This is a genomic window from Paenibacillus taichungensis, assembly GCF_047302525.1.
Taxonomy (GTDB): Bacteria; Bacillota; Bacilli; order Paenibacillales; family Paenibacillaceae; genus Paenibacillus; species Paenibacillus taichungensis_B.
Map to the genome: position 1 here is coordinate 4,754,825 of NZ_CP168020.1, position 19,041 is coordinate 4,773,865.

Below are 19,041 nucleotides of genomic sequence, written 5' to 3' on the forward strand. Positions count from 1 at the left end.
TCCCTCTCCTCTAGAATCGAGGGGGAGTACTCCCCCTCATCAGACTGTACCGCACAAGTTCAGGAATCCTGGTTAAGAATTTGGTTAACTTCCTTCTCCACTGCGTTCAACGTTTCTTTAATATCTGCCCCGTTCATCAAAATTTCCTGCAAGCCTCGTGCCAATGCGGAGTTGATATCTCCTGCATTCGGTACGCCGACCATGTAATCAGTGGCTTTGTCGAGACTTTGGGAGGAAGCTACCTTGGCTTCAGCTTCCAGCGATCCGTCGGATTGCGTAAAGAACGAATCTTCAATGGAGGCTTTGCTCGACGGCAGCGTGTTGGCTACCTTGGAGAAGGCGGTCTGATTCTCTGCATTGGTAATAAAGGCGGCAAATTCCACCGCTTGCTCGGGGTTTTTGGATTTCTGTGGCACGACGAGATCCATGGAATTGGAGAGTCGCAGGTTCGCTTTGCCCGTTGGGAGCGTTACCGCAATCGTATTCTTGTAAACATCCGGTGCTGATTTCTTGATAAAGTTGATAAAGGTTGGACCCGACAATTGGAAAGCGACCTGCTCTCCAGAAAAATACTGGATCTGCTTGCTGAATTCCGCATCCTCCTTCAGCACCACGCCTTCGGCCATCAGATCACGCATTTGAGTGATCATCGCCTCTGCTTCCGACGTATTGAAGGCCGCGGCCGTTTTGTCCTCATTTAGAATCGGGATGCCGTCGATTGGAAACAGCTTGGAGACAAGCTGCTGCGCATAACCGGCCACTCCAGTCTTTTCATGGACCTGACGGGCCCACTCCACGAGTTCCTCTCGGGTCTGCGGCGGATTTGCCGGATCAAGGCCTGCCTCCTTTACCAGCTTGGTATTCATGAACAGTACTTCGGTACCTGTGTACCAAGGAAGCGCGTAAGCTTTGCCATCCAAAACAGTAGAATTATAAATGCCTTCAAAGTAACTCTTCGCTTCCTCATCTGTCAGGTATTCATTCAGATTCAGCAGCGCTCCCTTACTTCCCAATTGACTGGCGAATTCGGTATTGAGGTTCACAACATCAGGGCTTTTGCCACTGGCCGTACTGGTCAATAAACGCTGTGAAATGGCATCATATGGATAGTCCTTCCACTCGACCTTCACGCCAGGATGACTGCTCTCATACTTGGCAATCAATTCATTGAAGTAATCGTTGAACGTTGGCTGTAAAGCAATCGTCCAAAACTCAAGCGTCACCGGCTTTCCAGCTTCCGTACCCGTCTCCCCAGTGCTTCCCGGACTCGGCGTACCAGCCGTATTGTCATTTCCTCCGCAGGCGGCAAGCAGCATAGACATCATAACGACTAGCAGCAAAGATACTGTGAAGCCCTTTCTGTTGGTGGTCACACAACATTCCCCCTCAGTTTGGTATAAGACGGGAGCCGGCGCTTACGTCAGATTTCCTGGCTAATTACTCCATCTTTCCAATGGAGTATATGCAGACCCTGGAGTTAGAATGAAGTATTCTTCCAGAAATAAATTAAAAAAAGAAATAATTTTTCTTTTAGGCTAAAAAACACAAAAAACAAGCCAGTTCGATCCGTGAAAGGACCAAACTGGCTTATTTGTTACGACTATATGTATAAGACAAGGCTGCAATCAAGCCGTCTCATGCTGTTTCTTCGGCTCTGCTTCGTAGACTTGGGTATGTTCATTTTCAGCCAAAACCCATTCTACCGTGCCAGGTTTGCGTATTTTCCACATCCAGGCCTGTACTTGAAGTGATCTCTTAACCCATGCGAGGGACGCACAACGTTGCTCGGAACGAACCGATAATCCCCAGTGAATAACGCGTGCTAGCCACCGGTTCACATACTCATTATGAGAACGTACAGATGGCAATTCATCGCGGAACAGTCGCTGTTTTACATCCATAGGGGGCTGCCCGCATGTCCAATAATGAAGCAAAGCTGCCAGGCTATATATGTCTGACATCGGTCCCTGACTGGATTTCTCCGAGTAGAACTCAAGTGGCGAGTACCCTGCTGAGGTAAAGATCGCCTGTTTTTCCCCGGATTGTACAGGCCAACGAGCTGCTGAACCGAAGTCCAGTAGTTTAGGCGTACCGTCTTCCATCACCATAATATTGGATGGCTTCACATCACGATGAAGAATTCCCTGCTTATGAATATAGTCCAGTGTATCTACCAGCGGAAGCAATGTCTCCGTAATAAATACCGCGTCCAGCGCATGATTTCGCTCAATCAAATATTCGGTCAGGGTTACCCCTGTGCAGTATTCCATAACTAGATACCCTGTGTCATTTTCTTCGAAATGATCCACATACGGAACAATATGAGGATGATTTAACGTGGATAACAGCTCTCCTTCTACCAAAAATGCAGCAAGAAGTTCCTGATACTGACCACTGAACCCTCGTGAAGAACAGAACACTCCCCGTTTGTCAGCCTGACGTGCTGCCAGCCTCTGCGGGAAAAACTCCTTGATCGCTACCTTCGCACCTGTATTCCGATCTCTTCCTGCATATACAATAGCCAGCTCACTGCTAGCCATGAGATGTCTTACCTGATATGTATCATTTAAAATTACATTGCGTTGCAATGCCATTTTGCAATTGTCCTTTTTCATAACAGACCCTCTTTTCAACCTTGTCGATCGGGAGACTTGCCGCATGTTGCATCATTCAGTCCAACCAGACAGGCGTTTCATCGCCAACCCTCTATATAAACCAAATGATGCAATTTGAATCACAACCATGCGGAAATATTGAAAAATTTCTAAATTTAATAATTCTTCTGTAGGAAATGCTGAATTTCTTGGTTCATCTGGATCAACACGTCTTGAGATGGGAAATGACCTGTGTCGTATTTGATTGCTTTGACGTTCGAAATAATCTTCTGAGCTCTTTCAATGACCTTATCTGCCGGGAAAAAGACATCCTTTTCTCCCACCAGCAGCAGTGTTGGCGATGTATAATTCACCAATTCCTCCTGCTCCGTAAGCTTGGGCATATCCTGCTCCAGACTGACGTATTTGAAAATTTTCCCGATTATATTTTTATCTATTTCTTTCATACAACTGCATGACATGATATCCGCGATCTTTTGCAAAGAAGTTGGAGAAGAAGTCATTTTGTACGTTACGAGTGGCAACACGATATCCTGAGCCATCTTAATTTTGGATCCCACGGCCAGTCCAGCGGGTGCTACCAGAACAGAACATGCAATTCGGTCCGGAATGTAAGTTGCCAGTCTTAGGATAATTCCGCCTCCAAAGGAAGGACCGATAAACGCACTTTTTTCGATCTTGTAGTGATCCAGCAAATCAGAAATCCACAAAGCCAAACTATCAAACCTTGCCGAAATTCGTGTTTCTTCACTGTAGCCTGGATGACCGATCGTATCCGGCGCGATAATCCGGTAATCTTTGAAAAGAGAAGAGAACCATGACAACGTCATCGGATTCACACAATTTCCGCCCTGGAGAATAAATAGCGGCTTACCGTCTTCTGGACCTGTTAATAAAACATGCGTTTGTCCAAAACGTGTCTCGACGTACTCTCGTGTAAAACCTTCGCCCAATTGCTCAACATACGCTTCGTATTCCTCAAGTATGCTGCTCTTGCCTTCTTCACTTCTATAAATGGAACTCATGTCTGCCTCCTGCAAAGTATACTCTTTCAACATTTTATGGATTTTAAGGTCCATAAATATAAAAGAGCCCGCTGATGACAGGCTCCTTCATATGTGTAACTTATCATAATGAACTGATTATAGAATGGAAACTGGAAATTGTAAACATCGTTTCTCATAGAAAATTAATAATACAGAAATTGTAGAGAAATAGGGCTATTTTCGGCCGTAATCTGCCTTGATTTCGCCCCACTGCTTGGTCTGCCATTTTAGCACTTTATTGCTGTACGTATTCGTACGCAGCCACTGCTCTGCACGGTCAATCATCAGCCAGATCTCTTCGGTGGAAGCATCCCTTGCGAGTGTGGTGGACACCGCTTTTTGCTTCAACCATTTCATCGCATTGACGGAGTCCGTGTAAACCGTCTTGCTACTGCCCTCTTTTTTGAGATACGCCAAGGCATGTACAATTGCCAGAAATTCCCCGAGGTTGTTTGTACCTTTGGAGATTGGCCCAACGGAGAAAATAATCTCACCCGTGCGGGTATCTACGCCTTTATATTCCACCGGCCCTGGATTCCCACGCGTACCAACATCAACCGAGATGCTGTCATAGTCAATTTCTGCCGAGGTCTCCATGCCCGCGCTTCTTCCGCTACTGCCAGACTTCGTCTTCGAAGAAGCGCCTGAACTACTGGCACCAGTACCCCAGTTTCCTTTCCATCCTGCACGATATGCCTCTTCGGCGGCAGCTTTCGATTCATACGATTTATATTTTGCTCCGGTAAAATGATCCGTCTGTGCTTTGCATTCCGCCCATGTGCTGTATACGCCAGGCTGCTTTCCTGCCCAGACGACATAGTATTTCTGCTTTGCCAATATGACCCGCCCCTTCGTTTGCTGCATTCAATTCCTTATTGTAAACGATAGGGACGTCAGATTGAAAGAAGCGTGTTTATCTCATTCCTACAGTTGATACCTCCATTTCTTCAACATATCTAATGCTACTTCCAGAAGCTTGCTTTGGTTATGTGAGATTTGCATTTCAATAATTTGTTGACACCTAAGGTTTTGTAAATCCGATAACTTATCCATCATTTGCTCTAGCAACATGAATGACTGCGCGCTCACTTCCAGACTGGAATCGCCGATAAATGGAATAATGTTCTCTATATGTACTATGTAATTCAAGTTTTCAAGAGCGTATAGCAACGTGCCTCTGCTTCCTGATGTCTTGGAGTCTGTAATGACTTCAATTAACGGTTCGACTGCTCGATCATCTCCAATGTCAGATAAAGCGATAGCAATTGTGTTGCGTAGTATGGCGTTGTCAGTAGATTTTAGGAGTTCAATCAAGAAAACGAATTGAGTTGTATCCTTTTTTTCACCAATATATGCTACTTGTTTAACAACGCCTTCAATATCTCCTTGGGAAAGATGCTTTTGTATCATGTTTGTATACATTGTCCGTAGTATCACTCCTCATTTTGTTAGAAGAAAGCTCTCCATAATAATATCGGTCATTTCCTTATTTTAGGATGTAGTATAATGGTCCTTATAATGTCGGGACTATTTTCCTTATCCACATCTCTTGTCCTAAGCAATTGTATATTTCAACCAGATCAAGAACAGGCTAAGAAATACGAGACATGATTTGGTACAGAAAGGAATAAAACCAATGGACTGGATATGGAAATCCATCTTGCTTGTACTGATTGCCATGATTCTGCTGCGGATTGCTGGACGTAAATCCATTTCGCAAATGAGCGTAGCCACGACGGTCATTATTATCTCAATCGGAACAACGATCGTGCAGCCAATTGCAAATCATGAGTTAGGTAAAGCGATCGGGTCAGCGGCGGTATTTATCCTCAACTTCTGTTTGTTGAACAATTGCAATTGAAGTTTAATTGGTTTGAAAAACTGATGAGCGGAAAATCGAAGGTTGTTGTGGAAGATGGGAAGTTGAATCTGCCGAATTTGAAACGCATGCGCTTTTCCGTGGACCAATTAGAGATGCAGTTGCGGGAAAAAGGGATTACAAGTATTGCCGATCTGGAAACAGCCACGATGGAACCAAACGGGCAACTCGGTTACGTGCTCAAACGGCACGCACGCCCAGCAACCATAGGCGATTTGGAAGCACTCCTGAAGCAAGGTACGTGGGCCACGGAATCCAAGGAACTGTTCCAGGAGGTCATCCAGGATGGACACTCGCGTCCAATTGACTCCAAGATACAGTAAATGAAAAAGACACCCGAAGGATTCATTCGGGTGTCTTTCAGTTGCCTTAATCCGCAATCCGTTATGAAATTAGGACTTGGAGGAAACTTCTGTTTTGACCATGTGGTCCGGAATGTTGTTATTGGCAATGATTTCTCCAAATGGACCAACAAAGGAATGATCGCCGCTTTCTCCATGTTGCGAGTACTGAAGCTTTGGAAATAACAGCTCCGCGGTACGATAACACTCTTCCAGATGCGGATAACCGGATAAAATGAAGGTCTCGATCCCCAGTTCTTCATACTCTCTGATTCTGGCTGCGACCTGATCGGGATCACCGACAAGTGCGGTTCCGGCACCACCCCTAACCAAGCCGATACCCGCCCACAGATTGGGGCTAATCTCTAGGTTGGAACGATCACCATTATGCAGCTTGGCCATTCTCTGCTGTCCTACGGAATCCATGCGAGCATAGATCTTCTGGGCAGCGGCTATCGTCTCCTCATCCAGGTGAGAGATCAGTTCATTTGCGGCCTTCCATGCTTCTTCTGCTGTCGGACGCACAATAACATGCATACGTATGCCAAAACGAATGCTTCTTCCTTTTCTCGCAGCCAGCTCCCGCATTTGATGAATTTTGGCTTGTACCTGACCTGGAGGCTCACCCCATGTTAAATACACATCGACATGGTCTGCTGCCACTTCCATTGCGGCTTCTGAGGAACCTCCAAAATAGAGTGGGGGATGTGGTTTTTGGATGGTCGGATACAGGACGGAGCCACCCTTAACCTTCAGATATTTGCCTTCATAGTCAACCGCCTCTCCCTCCAATTCCTTGCGCCAAATGGTCAGAAATTCATCGGCTAACGCATAGCGCTCATCGTGGTCCAGGAACAGCCCTTCTCCTTCAAGCTCAATTGGATCTCCACCAGCCACCACATTGATCAGCAGTCTTCCTTTGGAGAAACGATCCAGTGTTGCGGCCATGCGTGCAGCTGTGGTTGGCATCATCAGACCTGGACGCGCAGCGACAAGAAACTTGAGCCTGTCCGTGGAAGAAATCAGCGATGAAGCAACAATCCACGCATCTTCACACGACTTTCCCGTAGGTAACAAAACACCGGCATATCCAAGTTCATCCGCGGCTTGTGCCACCTGCTTGCAGTAATGATAACTGACCGCCCGGGCTCCTTCTTTTGTTCCAAGATACCTGCCATCCCCGTGTGTGGGAATAAACCAAAACAGTTCCATAGGTATGACCTCATTCCTATTTTTTATATTTTATTTTTCCGATTGATTTGGTATGTTTTATTTATTATGATAGCTATTATCCGTTGGATATCAACGATCAATTAGGCAGAATCTGACGGTTAAACAACGCATTTGACCGATGTGTTGCGAAATGTCTTATTAATCTAAATTCCCAAACCATTTGAAGGCTCAACAAAGTTGATCAATCCGTTGTTTTCGAGGTGATGAGAAGTGAATGAATCCCGTGGAGTGGATCGAAGAATTTTACGAACCCGTGTGATGATTTCCAAAGCTCTTCTGAAAATTCTGCCACAGAAAGCCTTTACCGAAATTAGTGTCGTGGACATCGCCGAACAAGCGAATATCAATCGATCTACCTTTTACGCCCACTTTCTGGACAAGGATGATTTATTGGATAGCATGGTGAATGAGAAATTTCAACTGCTTGAGCAGCTACTGGCGGAACGGAATGCTCACCTTGGGAGCCTACCTTCATTTAACGATCCAGATCCCATTTTTGCAGTATTGTTCGAGCATATATTGGAGCATGATGAATTCTATCGGGTGATGGTACTGATCAATCCTGCTGGGAATTTCAACAGCCGGTTGAATGAAGTGATTAGAGAGATGTTTTTTGATCGGATTTCCCAATTAGGCATGGTGCAAAAAGAAGTGCCTCTCGATATTTTGCTGGATCATATCAGCTACTCCACCATTGGAATTATTCACAAATGGCTTGCTGACAGTAAGGTAAACTCACCTCATCATATGGCTCTTCAATTAACCCGCATTGCCCTGTTAGGAACATATAAAGCGATGGGAGCATTGGTTTAGAGGGAGTAGCCCCACCTTCAAAAAAGGTGATGCACAGCATCTGAATACACGTGACATGTGATACTTGACGCTAGAACAAAAAGAACTGTCATTTAAGCATATATTCCGCTTAAAGACAGTTCTTCTTATCACCGTGTACTCAAATAGGCAATACCCAAGCCACCGGTAACCGGATTTTCGTAGATTTCACATTCCACATCGAATACTTCTCCAATCATTTCACGGGTCAGGATATCGGCGGGTTTGCCATGAACCACAATCTGTCCCTGCTTGACGACATAGAGGTAATCGCAATACTCTGCGGCGAGTTCGAGATCATGGAGCGCAGCCAATATGCCGATGTCCAAACTCCGCACAATGTTGAGAATCTGAAGCTGATATTTGATATCCAGATGATTGGTAGGCTCGTCCAATATCAGAAATTCCGGCTGCTGCGCAAGCACTCGGGCGAGGACCACACGCTGCTTCTCCCCTCCGGACAGGGACACGTAATTGCGGTCCGCATGTCCGGTCAGATGTACCTTTTCCAACGCCTGCTCCACGATTTCATAATCCCGTTCATTATCCGTCTCCAGCAGCTTCTTGTGAGGAGTGCGACCCATCATGACCATTTCACGCACAGTAAAATCAAAGCTCAATTCGTTAAACTGACCCACAACGCCCATATGGCGGGACACGACCTTGGGACTGGATTTCAGAATGTCCGTATCATCGAGAAATACTTTGCCTTGCTGTGGTTTGATCACTTTATAGATGCTCTTGAGCAGCGTTGATTTGCCACAACCATTCGGGCCAATCAGCCCGACGAATTGCTTGCCTTTTACCTGTAAAGAAATGTCCCGGATAATATCCGTGTTCAGCACCGATATGGATACATTTTCTACATTCAGTTTCATGTTTATTTCCCTCCAAAACCGTAGCCTTTTTTGACTAACATATACATAAACATCGGCGCACCAATCATCGCTGTAATGATCCCGATCGGCAATTCAACGCTGGAAATCAGTGATCTTGCAATAACATCCGTCCAGATCAGGAAGATGGCACCGAATAGTACGGATACAGGCATCACTTTACGATGGTCCGATCCAACCAGCCCTCTCACAATATGCGGAATAATCAATCCGACAAAACCGATCATACCGCAGCTTGCTACCATTACGCCGGTTACGAGAGCCGTTAACAGCATATACAATCTGCGATATACACTGAGATTAATCCCGAGTGTAACCGCGGCTTCGTCACCCAGCAGCATCGTGTTGAGAACACGGGACTGCAACAGGAAGAACAAAATGGCTACGAGCACAACGATGCTAATCAGCGGAAGCTTGTTCCATCCTGATGAGGCAAGACTGCCCATGGTCCAGAATGTTACCGTCTTGATGCCTTCGGCATTGTTGGCAAAATAAATGATAAAGTTTGAAAAGGCACTGCACAGTGCATTAATGACCATCCCGGCAAGCACCAGCTTGACCGATGTCATTTTCCCCCGAATACCTGCGAGAGCCAGGACCAGCAAGGACGCCCCCATCGCACCGGCAAATGCCCAGAAGGCCACCCCGGTCTGACCAAGCCAGCCAATCGCGCCGAATCCGATCAGAATGGCAAACGTGGCCCCGAGCGAAGCTCCTGAGGAAATACCCAGTATATACGGATCTGCAAGTGGATTCTGCACGGCAGCCTGCATAACTGCACCACACAAAGCTAACCCGGCACCGATAAACATGGCCATCAGTACACGAGGAAAGCGAATCTGCCAGATGATATCCGTAAAAGACCCCGCCTCAAGCGGCGTAGAGCCGAATTGAAATCCGGTTAATTTGTACAATAGAATGCGATAAGACTCGGCGAGAGGAATGCTCACCTGTCCAATGGATACGGCAATCCCAACCGAAACAACCATGACGATGATTAAAGCGGCAATCAATACTGCAAAACCGGATTTGCTGTGAATCAGGGACTCCCTTTTTCCCATGCGCTGCTTCTGAATCTGAGCCGTCTGTGCCATCTCTTCCCCCATCAATTTCACTTGAATTTGAATAATAAAAATGTAGCTATTTACAAAGCATTTTCTCGGATTATAATTGAGAATGATTATCTTTGTCAATTATAAATATACAAAAAAAGGGACATTCGAATAAAACCAATATTGAAATCCGGGCTTGACATTAGTTTGATAACAAACTATATTACACATATGAAAACGACAGACGCTATATCACTCATATCCAAAATTAAAGATAAGGTCAACCGCTTTATTTTATCCGAGATGGCTGAGCAGGGAATCCAGGATCTGGCTACATCCCATGGGGATATTATCTACGCCCTGTACAACAATTCCCGAATGACTATGGCTGAAATCGCCAAAAAAATTGGCAAGGATAAATCCACGGTCACAGCGCTTGTCGACAAATTGGTGCGCAACGGTTATGTCGCCAAAGAACGTGATGCAACAGATTCACGGATTGTCCATGTGACATTGACTGCAAAAGGAGAACAACTTAAACCTGTATTTGAACATATTTCACGGCGGATGCTGGACGCGTTTTATGCGGATGTTACTGAAGCGGAGAAAAAGGAACTGCTTCGAATTTTGATGAAAATTCACGGCAACTTCTAATTTTTTTCGGATTAATAGTTTGATATAAAACTAATTTTTGGAGGTATGTCCTAATGATTGATTTTACTCAATTGCTACCTGAACATGAAGTCAAAACGATAGGAAAACATGATTTGTACCTTGAAATATATGATGCTGAAACGGCTCCACTTATTGTAAATTCAGTAAAAAGGCCGCCCCTCTTGTTTGTTCATGGCGCATATACAGGCAGCTGGATGTGGAGCAAGTATATCCCCCACTTCGTTGAACAAGGCTGGACCTGCTACGTTATGAACCTCAGAAGTCATTACAAAAGCCGGGTAATGGACATGACGAAAATTACGTTTGAGGATTATTTGGAGGATATCCACGAAGTTCTGGCACAGTGCGACGAGCCCCCTATTCTCATCGGCTTCAGCATGGGCGGAATACTCAGTCAGAAGATTGCCGAGACGATTGCTTTAGCTGGATTGGTCGTGATTGATTCCAGTCTAAGCCAGGAAGTTCATCAATTGATTCCCTATCCTGAGAGCCATCAAATTACACCTGACATTGTCAACCCTCCCCCGGCCCGTGAAGAGCATAGTAGTATTGACGAATCTGCGGAGGATATTGCATTTCAGCGTAAATATCTGCAGATGGAGTCATCGAAGGCATTTCTCACGTTCTCAGCAGCATTCGGGTCAAGCGGCGGTGTATCCATCAACGGCGATTTAATTACATGTCCGAGTCTGGTCATCAAAGCCATAGAATCCGATGATGAAGAGCGAAGAGGTCAACTGACTGCAGAACAGCTAGGCGCTGAATATGCAGGGCTGCGGGATACAACCCATACCGGATTGCTCGTCGGCCAGCGGTATATGGAAGTAGTCGAGCGAATCCTTCATTGGCTGAAGAGTTAACGTAACTTCGAAAAGCAATACCGGTAAATATCTTGGACAAATGACAACTGCAATGCAGCTTAAAGCTTACATGAAGTGGTTCGGGTGCCCATGATAACTGCCATAATTGCCATTAATCCATACCTGCGTTTAGCTGGTCTTTAGCCAAAGAAGCTTCCCTTGGACAAGATTGTCCAGGGAAGCTTCTTATTTTTTAATTGGCTCTATTGTGGAATAAAGCTGGATACATTTCCGGGTTAATGAGAGTTCTAGATTTCTAGCTCTTTTGCTTATAAAATTCATGATACAGCTTCATTAGCGCCCGCTTCTCAATCCGTGATACATAGGAGCGTGAGATGCCAAGTTCCTTGGCTATCTCGCGTTGGGTGCGCTCTTCCCCGCCTGCCTCCAAGCCGAATCGGCCAATAACAACTTCCTTCTCCCGATCATCCAAGATATCGAGATTGCGGTAAATCTTGCTTTTTTCAATCTTGAGTTGCACCTTATCTACAACGTCGTCGGCTTCTGTTCCGAGAATATCGATTAATGTAATTTCATTGCCCTCTTTGTCCGTTCCGATTGGATCATGAAGGGAAACGTCTTTGCGTGTTTTCTTCAGGGAGCGCAAATGCATAAGTATTTCGTTTTCGATACAACGGGCTGCAAACGTAGCCAGTTTGGTCCCTTTGCCTTGTTGAAAACTTTCGATCGCCTTAATCAAACCAATCGTTCCAATCGAAATCAAGTCTTCCTGGTCTTCGCCAGTATTGTCAAATTTCTTGACGATATGCGCGACGAGGCGCAGATTGTGTTCGATAAGCAAATTACGCGAATGTGCGTTGCCTTCAGCCATAAGGCGTAAATGTTTGGCTTCATCATCCTCAGCCAGTGGCTGGGGAAATGCATTATTTTTGACATACGAGACGAGTAACGTTAACTCTTTAATGAACAGGGCAATTGCGGTAAACAATCCGGGCACAGATGACACCTCCTGCAGTTTTACAACGATCTGGCCTGAGCACATGTGGGAACAGGGTCGATTTATTGTATGTAGGCGTGTGCCCAGAAGTGCACGTACACTTGAAAAAGGAGATGTTTCTGCGAAGATTTCATACACTCACTGAGACAATAGAGCCCACCTTCTGAAGGATGAGGAATTCTTTCTCGACACTTTCGATAAAATACTTCTTCTCGCCAAATATCACGACATCATTCTCAGCTAATTGAACATCGCTTTTGAAATAGATAAAATTGTCCGTTTCTCTGAACGCACCTTTATAGTAGTACAAGTTGTCACCTTCTCCTTGGGAAAAATGAATTACTATTCTTTTCGTTTAAAACACATCTTGTAAAGCATAAGCCCCATACCAGATGAACAAATAAGATATCCAAAGAACAAGAAAAGTAAATAAATACCATGAAGATCTTCAGGAATCTGATTTACACCTTTAAACCATGCAGAACGAATAGGATACAGTAGCGCTACCCAAATGATCAGCAAGATCAGAATATAATTAATTATTTTCCTCACAATAACGATCCTTTCAAGTCCGAGTGGAAACAGGAAATAATATATAGCAACTCCTACAACGAAAGTAAAAAAGCCGCTAGATTAGCGACTTCCTATGGTACAATGTTTCCGCCCCGACACTTGGAGACTACAAAATCAACATTTTTTCCTAGTAATGTGAGATTGTAATGCCGTGAATGATTCCTTCGGTTGAATTGGAGGCGAAATGGACTCGGGTGTCCCCAAAACGATAGGAGAGTAAATATTCTCCTTGAATATCAGGGTTCTCACCTTTTTGACCTTTTCCCAATATCTTCTCAATGTCACTGAAGGTTTTCATTGGGAGGGTTTTCCAACTCAAATAAATATGGTCAAGACGGTCTGTGTCCCCCTCCCCAAAATTAAAGGAAGCATACTCTACCCCTTCAAATATCCGGAAAAGTCCTCCCATTTCCGGCTCATAATAGGATTCACTTTCTGAACTTTTCAGCGCTTTCGATACGTCTGCTTTCGTTTGTCCAAAACTTATATTTTCAAACCCCGGTATTCTCCCACTCTTCAACTCTTGAATGGAGTTTTTATTTAAATCAAAAAATAGCCTGCTCGGTTCAGACTGAATTTTGGAGAAAGGAACTTTCACCTCTATAAATCCCGCCGCATAAGGCCCAACTTCATATGGATTAAATACCATGACAATTCCTGTGTTTTGGTAGTAAAAGCTAGATATATTAGACAAGGGAAAGTTATAAAAACTCTCCGGGAAAACATTCTCATTACTCTTTAGGCCTGATTCAATACCCTCAGCTAGATTGGCAGCTTGTTTATTGGTTTGAACCACTTGGTTCAAGTAGAGGCGCTTTCCTGTTGTTAGATCATAATTATAAGTCGTTACTTCTTCATACCCGTGCGCGCCGCCTCTGAAATTATAATCTGTATATACAATAGATAGTAGGTTGTTTTGATTGTATTTAGTCTGTGCAGTGGTATTCCAGTAAAAGTAATCTTGCTGTTTTTTTAGATATGTATTCTGTATAGCGGCATTTACGGCATGGATTTTGAGTGTCTTATTAATTTTATCCCTGACCTTTTGTTCGCCGCCAATAATTTGAACATACTTTTGCCCTTTATACGAGTAAATTTTTGTCGTTACTGTGCTCGACCCGGCTGCATTCGCATCACTTGTTGGGATTATAAATAGAAACACCAATAAGAAGCTTATTAACATAGCAAATGATTTTTTCAAATTGAAATCAACCTTTCCAATTATTATGATATAGCAATAATACTTTAACTTGGCTAGTTTGTCTTTTTCTAGTTGAAACTGTAATCCATCCATAGAACAGCCTCCATTCCACACGTTAATGCGGAGTGAAGGCTGCATCTACCTATCTATATTTAATTCACTGGTGCTGTCTCCACAGCGTCTGCGATTTCCGGCAACCTTGTTTTGCGTTCCATTGTCACGCTAATGAATAATCCCACAAGTCCAAGTGCCGCAATAACTGCTGCATACAACGGTACCGAGATGAGCCCCGTATGCGTAATTGCAAACCCGCCCAAATAAGCACCACCTGCGTTGCCCAGATTGAAGGCCGAGTGACTCGACGTTGTCGCTAGCAGCGGCGCTTCGCGGGTCATATTCATAATTCGAATTTGCAACCCTGGCATAATGCCAAAAGCCGCAACACCCCAGCAGAATATGGTGATTACCGCGAGATACGGATTGTCCAGCGTCAACGTTAAGGCCGCCAACAGAACTGCCAGTATACCAAAGTTAACCATCAGGGAAGGCATCAGCTTCCAGTCTGCCAGACGGCCGCCAAGCATATTACCCAATGTAACGCCGACACCGAACAGCACCAGAATCCAGGTCACGCTCCGCTCGGCAAAACCACTAATATCGACAAGCATTGGTGTTATATAGGTAAACACAGTGAACAGACTTCCACAGCCCAGCGCACCAATGAGTAATATTAATAACACTTGGGGGCGAACCAGATTCCTGAATTGCTGACCCAAGTTTGCTGGTGGTCCCTGCTGGATCACCGGAATGAAACGAATGATACCAATCAATGAGATGATACCCAGAATGGTAATGGCTCCGAACGATGACCGCCATCCTAGCTGTTGCCCAATGAAGGTACCAAAAGGCACACCGATAATATTGGCAATCGTTAATCCAGCCAGAACGACGGATACCGCCCCTGCCCTTCTCTCCGGTGCAACCAATCGTGTTGCCATCAGCGAGCCTACACCCAGAAACGTGCCGTGAGCAAATGCCGTCAGAATACGTGCCGAGATGAGCAGCCCGTAAGTTGGAGCAATAACCGACAACGCGTTACCGATGATAAAAATACACATCAGCAGCACCAGCAGTTTTTTCTGCTGAATCTTGTGAGTGAATACAGTAAGTATAGGTGCACCCACCGCCACACCAAGCGCGTAACCTGTGATTAACTGCCCTGCTTGAGGGATGCTCACATTCAAATCCGCCGCCACATTCGGCAGAAGGCCCATAATAATAAACTCCGTCATACCAATGGCAAAAGCCCCTACCGTCAGGCATAACAGGGATAAGGGGAACGCCCCTCGTTTAGCAGATTTCGGAACTTCCAATTCCGGTTGAGTTGATTCTGTCTTACGCATATGATGTTCTCTTCTCCTATCTCTTCTATCTAGCTTCCGCCTTTGACCACAATGCCTCTGTCAATTCACCCAGCGTATCTTGCATGGCCAACTTCTCTCGCCAGTGTGCCGGAATGCCGCTCAATCCATAATACGCTCCGGCGATTTGCCCATATACCGCTCCCGTGGTGTCCGCATCATCACCCAGATTCACTGCCAGCAGCGCACCCTCTTCGAAAGTCGATGAATGATGGAATGCCCATAACGCTGCTTCAAGTGAACGAACAACATAGCCGCTCCCCTGAATATCAGGCGGTACTTTATCCCGGTATGATCCTTGGACAATTTCTTCAATCGCTGATGAAAAAGATTTCTCTTCCCTCCACTGACGGCAGGTATCAGGACGTAACATGACGTCTTTGTCCGCTCCACGAAGTCCTGCAACCATTATCGCCGCCAGCACTTCGCATGCTTCCACACTTTCAACAGCCGCATGTGTCGTTCTGGAACTCAACCCAGCATACCGTACTGCTTGATCCGGCTGGTTGGCATATGCCATGGCAATAGGTGCGAGCCGCATGATTGAACCATTCCCCGCGGTCATCGGGTTAGTTGAACCACTATACGCTTCACCGGTTGCTGCAAACCGTTCAAGGGCATTGCGAGTAGCCCCGCCAATATCAAAACAGGTTCCCGTACTGCTCATATAACCCACCTGATACCAATTCGTATATCTGCGCATCTGGTCCTCGGGATCAAAGTTCTCTTTTCTCACCAAGCTTTCTGCCAGACACAGGGCCATCGACGTATCATCCGTCCATTGTCCAGGCGTCAGATCGAATACCCCTCCGCCCACAATATCGGTAACAGGCTCAAATGTGCCAGGACTGCTGAATTCCACTGTGGTTCCCAGTGCATCTCCCGCGGCAAGCCCAATGAAACAACCTTGGAAACGATCCTTTAGCAGCATCGTCGATCCCTCCTCCGCGATTTAACTCTCAATAACTTCTTCCATTCTCCCACATGGCTTGATATGGCGTAAAGAATTTTAATATGTTAGTTCGATTGCAAATTAACTTTAACCATATGCTGAGTTGTCTTTCTTCTATTATAAAAGTGTCGAAAGCTGTTGAACGGTTGAATTATCCAAATTTCTTAAAAAAAGTTTGATACGTTTAAACTGAAAATACAGGTTTTCCAGTACACCGCTTACACGCAAAGGGTATAACGTTTTTCCACTTTTATCATTTTCAGAAAACACATCATCCATGTGCAAATTTTCCATGTAAACAATCATAACGTGCTTGACCCTTCTATTTGTCCTATGTTACGGTTTTATTAGCTTATACACCTGTTTCCCCCAAATCAATATTGAAATCTTAGCTTTCATGTCAACTAATATACCGCAAGTTTAAATGATTACGGTGTGTATTAGCAGAGAAAATGATTTAGCTTTATCCTAAAACTAATTCTGAAACAGGAGGAACAAATTTATGATTAAGGCACTGGTTTTTGATTTCGATGGAACGATTATTGATACGGAGACAGCATGGTATGTTGCTTTTCGTGATGCCTACAAGGAACACGGCGTAGACTTAACCCTGGAGATGTACTCGCAATGCATCGGTACCAGTCTGAAAACATTTAATCCTTATGAGTACCTCATCACAGATTTGAATCTTCCGATCGATCGGGAAGCGTTCAGGGAATCCGTTCAGCTGCATCATGCAGCATTAATGAACAAAGAACAGGTAAGACCCGGTATCCAGAATTACCTTGAAGCTGCACGCAAAGCTGGATTGAAACTGGCTGTCGCTTCAAGCTCCAAACGAGAATGGGTTGAACAGCATCTGGAACAGCTCAAGCTAAAGGATTACTTTGAAGTCATTCGCACCGCAGATGACGTTGCCCATGTGAAGCCTGATCCTGCATTGTACAATCAAGCACTTGAAGCCCTTGGAGTAACTGCAGACGAAGCCGTAGCGATTGAGGATTCACCTAACGGCGCGCGTGCAGCTGCTGCGGCTGGTATTCACTGCGTTGTCATCTCGAATACCATTACCGGGACACTTGATTTCGATATGCCTCACCAACGGCTGTCATGCCTGACCGACCTCGAATTTAACGATTTGATTTCGAAACCACTCGTCACTACGGTCTAAGGACGGAACGAATTTCGCATTTCAAATTTTAAAGGGGGAGTTCACACATGAAAGCTGTACATTTTGGTGCGGGCAATATTGGCCGCGGATTTATCGGTCATATGTTGTCCGCTTCCGATTATGAAGTCTGCTTTGTCGCACGTAACCCGAAGAAAATCGCCATGCTTCAAAAGAGGCAGGAGTATCCCATTACCCTCGCAAATGCGGATCAGGATACAACGATTGTGAATAACGTAACCGCCATTAATGTCAGCGAACAGGATCGCGTTGCTGAAGAGATTGCTTCAGCAGATCTGATCACAACAGCCGTCGGTGTATCGGCGCTGGAAGATATCGCTGAACCCATCGCCAAAGGCATCTATCTGCGTATGAAAAATAACAATTCTGCACCACTCCACATTATCGCTTGTGAAAATGCCATCGGAGGCAGCACTCGGTTGAAAAAACGGGTATATCCGTTTCTGGATGAAGAGACCCGGGAAAAAGCGGAACGTTGTGTCTCATTCCCCAATGCAGCGGTAGACCGCATTGTCCCCGCTCAGAACCATAAAGACCCGCTACAAGTTACCGTTGAACCTTTCTATGAATGGGTGATTCATCGCCCTGCACTGCTGGAAGGATTTAAGGAAATTGAAGGTGTGCACTACGTGGACTCTCTTGAACCTTATATTGAGCGCAAAATGTTTACGGTAAATACCGGTCACTGCGTTGCCGCATACTTCGGATATCTTGAAGGATTCAAGACGATCCGGCAAGCAATGGGCCATGCACCGCTCCGTGCCAAGGTACGCAGCGTAATGGAAGAAACCGGAGCCGTGCTCATCGCCAAACACGGTTTTAATCCACAGAAACACAGCAAATATATCGATACGATTCTCGAACGTTTTGCCAACCCGAACCTGACGGATCAGGTAACCCGGGTCGGACGTTCACCCCTTCGCAAGTTATCGCCTTACGACCGGCTTGTTCGCCCAGCGATGCAGGCCAGCGAATTCGGAATTGACATTCCTCATTTAACTTCCGCTATGGCAGCCGCGATGCTGTTCAATCATGAACACGACGAGGAAGCCATGAAGCTCCAACACCTGATTCGCGAAGATGGCGTCTCTGCCTTCATTCGTGAGCGCATGGGAATTCCCGACGAACATCCCGTTCATCAGCATGCCGTTGCCCGTTATGAAGAGCTCAAAGGGCGACAGGAATCAACCATTTTAACCTGATTAAAGATGGGACTAAAGGTTTGATTCAGCAACTGAATAGACATACGGCCAAAAAGCCGGGAGGAACCTATGCTTATCGCATCGTTCCTTCCGGCTCTTTTCAAACTCACGGCATAC

The 19,041-nt window shown here is 45.4% G+C and carries 20 protein-coding genes; 7 read left to right on the forward strand and 13 right to left on the reverse strand.

What is annotated here, in order from left to right; all coding sequences use genetic code 11:
- Positions 1–59: 59 nt before the first annotated feature.
- The 5 genes from ACDJ58_RS21295 to ACDJ58_RS21315 all read right to left on the reverse strand — a co-directional run bounded on the left by ACDJ58_RS21295 (position 60) and on the right by ACDJ58_RS21315 (position 5,083).
- A complete protein-coding gene (locus ACDJ58_RS21295) occupies positions 60–1,373 on the reverse strand; it encodes an ABC transporter substrate-binding protein (protein WP_413372779.1) in 1,314 nt (437 codons plus the stop codon).
- Positions 1,374–1,625: 252 nt separating this feature from the next.
- On the reverse strand, positions 1,626–2,615 hold the full coding sequence (locus tag ACDJ58_RS21300; RefSeq protein WP_413372780.1) for a serine/threonine protein kinase: 990 nt from the start codon (positions 2,613–2,615) through the stop codon (positions 1,626–1,628).
- A gap of 155 nt (positions 2,616–2,770) precedes the next feature.
- Positions 2,771–3,640: an alpha/beta fold hydrolase gene (locus ACDJ58_RS21305; protein ID WP_413372781.1), complete on the reverse strand. Its 870-nt coding sequence runs from the start codon at positions 3,638–3,640 to the stop codon at positions 2,771–2,773.
- 195 nt (positions 3,641–3,835) lie between these two features.
- Entirely contained in the window at positions 3,836–4,498 is a 663-nt protein-coding gene (gene rnhA / locus ACDJ58_RS21310; RefSeq protein ID WP_413372782.1) for a ribonuclease H, read from the reverse strand.
- An 87-nt stretch (positions 4,499–4,585) separates the two neighbouring features.
- A complete protein-coding gene (locus ACDJ58_RS21315; protein WP_413372783.1) occupies positions 4,586–5,083 on the reverse strand; it encodes a HEAT repeat domain-containing protein in 498 nt (165 codons plus the stop codon).
- A 214-nt stretch (positions 5,084–5,297) separates the two neighbouring features.
- On the opposite strand from ACDJ58_RS21315, the gene ACDJ58_RS21320 reads away from it, so the two are divergent.
- Together ACDJ58_RS21320 and ACDJ58_RS21325 are read left to right on the forward strand one after the other, a co-directional pair.
- Positions 5,298–5,522, forward strand: coding sequence for a hypothetical protein (locus ACDJ58_RS21320; RefSeq protein ID WP_413372784.1), 225 nt, complete (start codon positions 5,298–5,300; stop codon positions 5,520–5,522).
- A 23-nt stretch (positions 5,523–5,545) separates the two neighbouring features.
- Positions 5,546–5,863 (forward strand): DUF421 domain-containing protein, encoded by a 318-nt coding sequence (locus ACDJ58_RS21325; RefSeq protein WP_413372785.1) that lies wholly within the window; start codon positions 5,546–5,548, stop codon positions 5,861–5,863.
- Positions 5,864–5,932: 69 nt separating this feature from the next.
- Here the strand turns inward: ACDJ58_RS21325 and ssuD are convergent, their stop codons facing one another.
- Positions 5,933–7,093 carry an FMNH2-dependent alkanesulfonate monooxygenase gene (gene ssuD, locus ACDJ58_RS21330; RefSeq protein WP_413372786.1) on the reverse strand — a complete coding sequence of 387 codons (1,161 nt, stop codon included), beginning with the start codon at positions 7,091–7,093 and terminating at the stop codon, positions 5,933–5,935.
- Between the two features lie 231 nt (positions 7,094–7,324).
- Between ssuD and ACDJ58_RS21335 the strand changes: the two genes are divergently transcribed.
- Positions 7,325–7,927, forward strand: a complete 603-nt coding sequence (locus ACDJ58_RS21335; RefSeq protein ID WP_413372787.1) for a TetR/AcrR family transcriptional regulator — start codon at positions 7,325–7,327, stop codon at positions 7,925–7,927.
- Positions 7,928–8,055: 128 nt separating this feature from the next.
- Here ACDJ58_RS21335 and ACDJ58_RS21340 read toward each other — a convergent pair whose 3' ends face one another.
- Both ACDJ58_RS21340 and ACDJ58_RS21345 read right to left on the reverse strand, forming a co-directional pair.
- The gene (locus ACDJ58_RS21340; protein ID WP_063568424.1) at positions 8,056–8,823 is read right to left on the reverse strand and encodes an ABC transporter ATP-binding protein; all 768 of its coding nucleotides are present in this window, start codon (positions 8,821–8,823) and stop codon (positions 8,056–8,058) included.
- Between the two features lie 2 nt (positions 8,824–8,825).
- Complete coding sequence (locus ACDJ58_RS21345) at positions 8,826–9,902, reverse strand: FecCD family ABC transporter permease (protein ID WP_413379774.1); 1,077 nt, start codon at positions 9,900–9,902, stop codon at positions 8,826–8,828.
- A 198-nt stretch (positions 9,903–10,100) separates the two neighbouring features.
- On the opposite strand from ACDJ58_RS21345, the gene ACDJ58_RS21350 reads away from it, so the two are divergent.
- Both ACDJ58_RS21350 and ACDJ58_RS21355 read left to right on the forward strand, forming a co-directional pair.
- A complete protein-coding gene (locus tag ACDJ58_RS21350; RefSeq protein ID WP_413372788.1) occupies positions 10,101–10,547 on the forward strand; it encodes a MarR family winged helix-turn-helix transcriptional regulator in 447 nt (148 codons plus the stop codon).
- Between the two features lie 53 nt (positions 10,548–10,600).
- Complete coding sequence (locus ACDJ58_RS21355) at positions 10,601–11,428, forward strand: alpha/beta hydrolase (protein WP_413372789.1); 828 nt, start codon at positions 10,601–10,603, stop codon at positions 11,426–11,428.
- Positions 11,429–11,684: 256 nt separating this feature from the next.
- Here the strand turns inward: ACDJ58_RS21355 and sigK are convergent, their stop codons facing one another.
- The 5 genes from sigK to ACDJ58_RS21380 all read right to left on the reverse strand — a co-directional run bounded on the left by sigK (position 11,685) and on the right by ACDJ58_RS21380 (position 16,512).
- A complete protein-coding gene (sigK, locus tag ACDJ58_RS21360) occupies positions 11,685–12,386 on the reverse strand; it encodes an RNA polymerase sporulation sigma factor SigK (RefSeq protein ID WP_024628561.1) in 702 nt (233 codons plus the stop codon).
- A 130-nt stretch (positions 12,387–12,516) separates the two neighbouring features.
- A complete protein-coding gene (locus ACDJ58_RS21365; protein WP_090903677.1) occupies positions 12,517–12,696 on the reverse strand; it encodes a hypothetical protein in 180 nt (59 codons plus the stop codon).
- 390 nt (positions 12,697–13,086) lie between these two features.
- Entirely contained in the window at positions 13,087–14,253 is a 1,167-nt protein-coding gene (locus ACDJ58_RS21370) for a DUF3298 domain-containing protein (RefSeq protein WP_413372790.1), read from the reverse strand.
- A gap of 59 nt (positions 14,254–14,312) precedes the next feature.
- Positions 14,313–15,563 carry an MFS transporter gene (locus ACDJ58_RS21375; RefSeq protein ID WP_413372791.1) on the reverse strand — a complete coding sequence of 417 codons (1,251 nt, stop codon included), beginning with the start codon at positions 15,561–15,563 and terminating at the stop codon, positions 14,313–14,315.
- 25 nt (positions 15,564–15,588) lie between these two features.
- The gene (locus ACDJ58_RS21380; RefSeq protein ID WP_413372792.1) at positions 15,589–16,512 is read right to left on the reverse strand and encodes an ADP-ribosylglycohydrolase family protein; all 924 of its coding nucleotides are present in this window, start codon (positions 16,510–16,512) and stop codon (positions 15,589–15,591) included.
- A gap of 523 nt (positions 16,513–17,035) precedes the next feature.
- Between ACDJ58_RS21380 and ACDJ58_RS21385 the strand changes: the two genes are divergently transcribed.
- Positions 17,036–17,704 (forward strand): HAD-IA family hydrolase, encoded by a 669-nt coding sequence (locus tag ACDJ58_RS21385; protein ID WP_310853797.1) that lies wholly within the window; start codon positions 17,036–17,038, stop codon positions 17,702–17,704.
- Between the two features lie 47 nt (positions 17,705–17,751).
- On the forward strand, positions 17,752–18,924 hold the full coding sequence (locus tag ACDJ58_RS21390) for a mannitol-1-phosphate 5-dehydrogenase (RefSeq protein WP_413372793.1): 1,173 nt from the start codon (positions 17,752–17,754) through the stop codon (positions 18,922–18,924).
- The last annotated feature ends 117 nt before the right edge of the window (positions 18,925–19,041 follow it).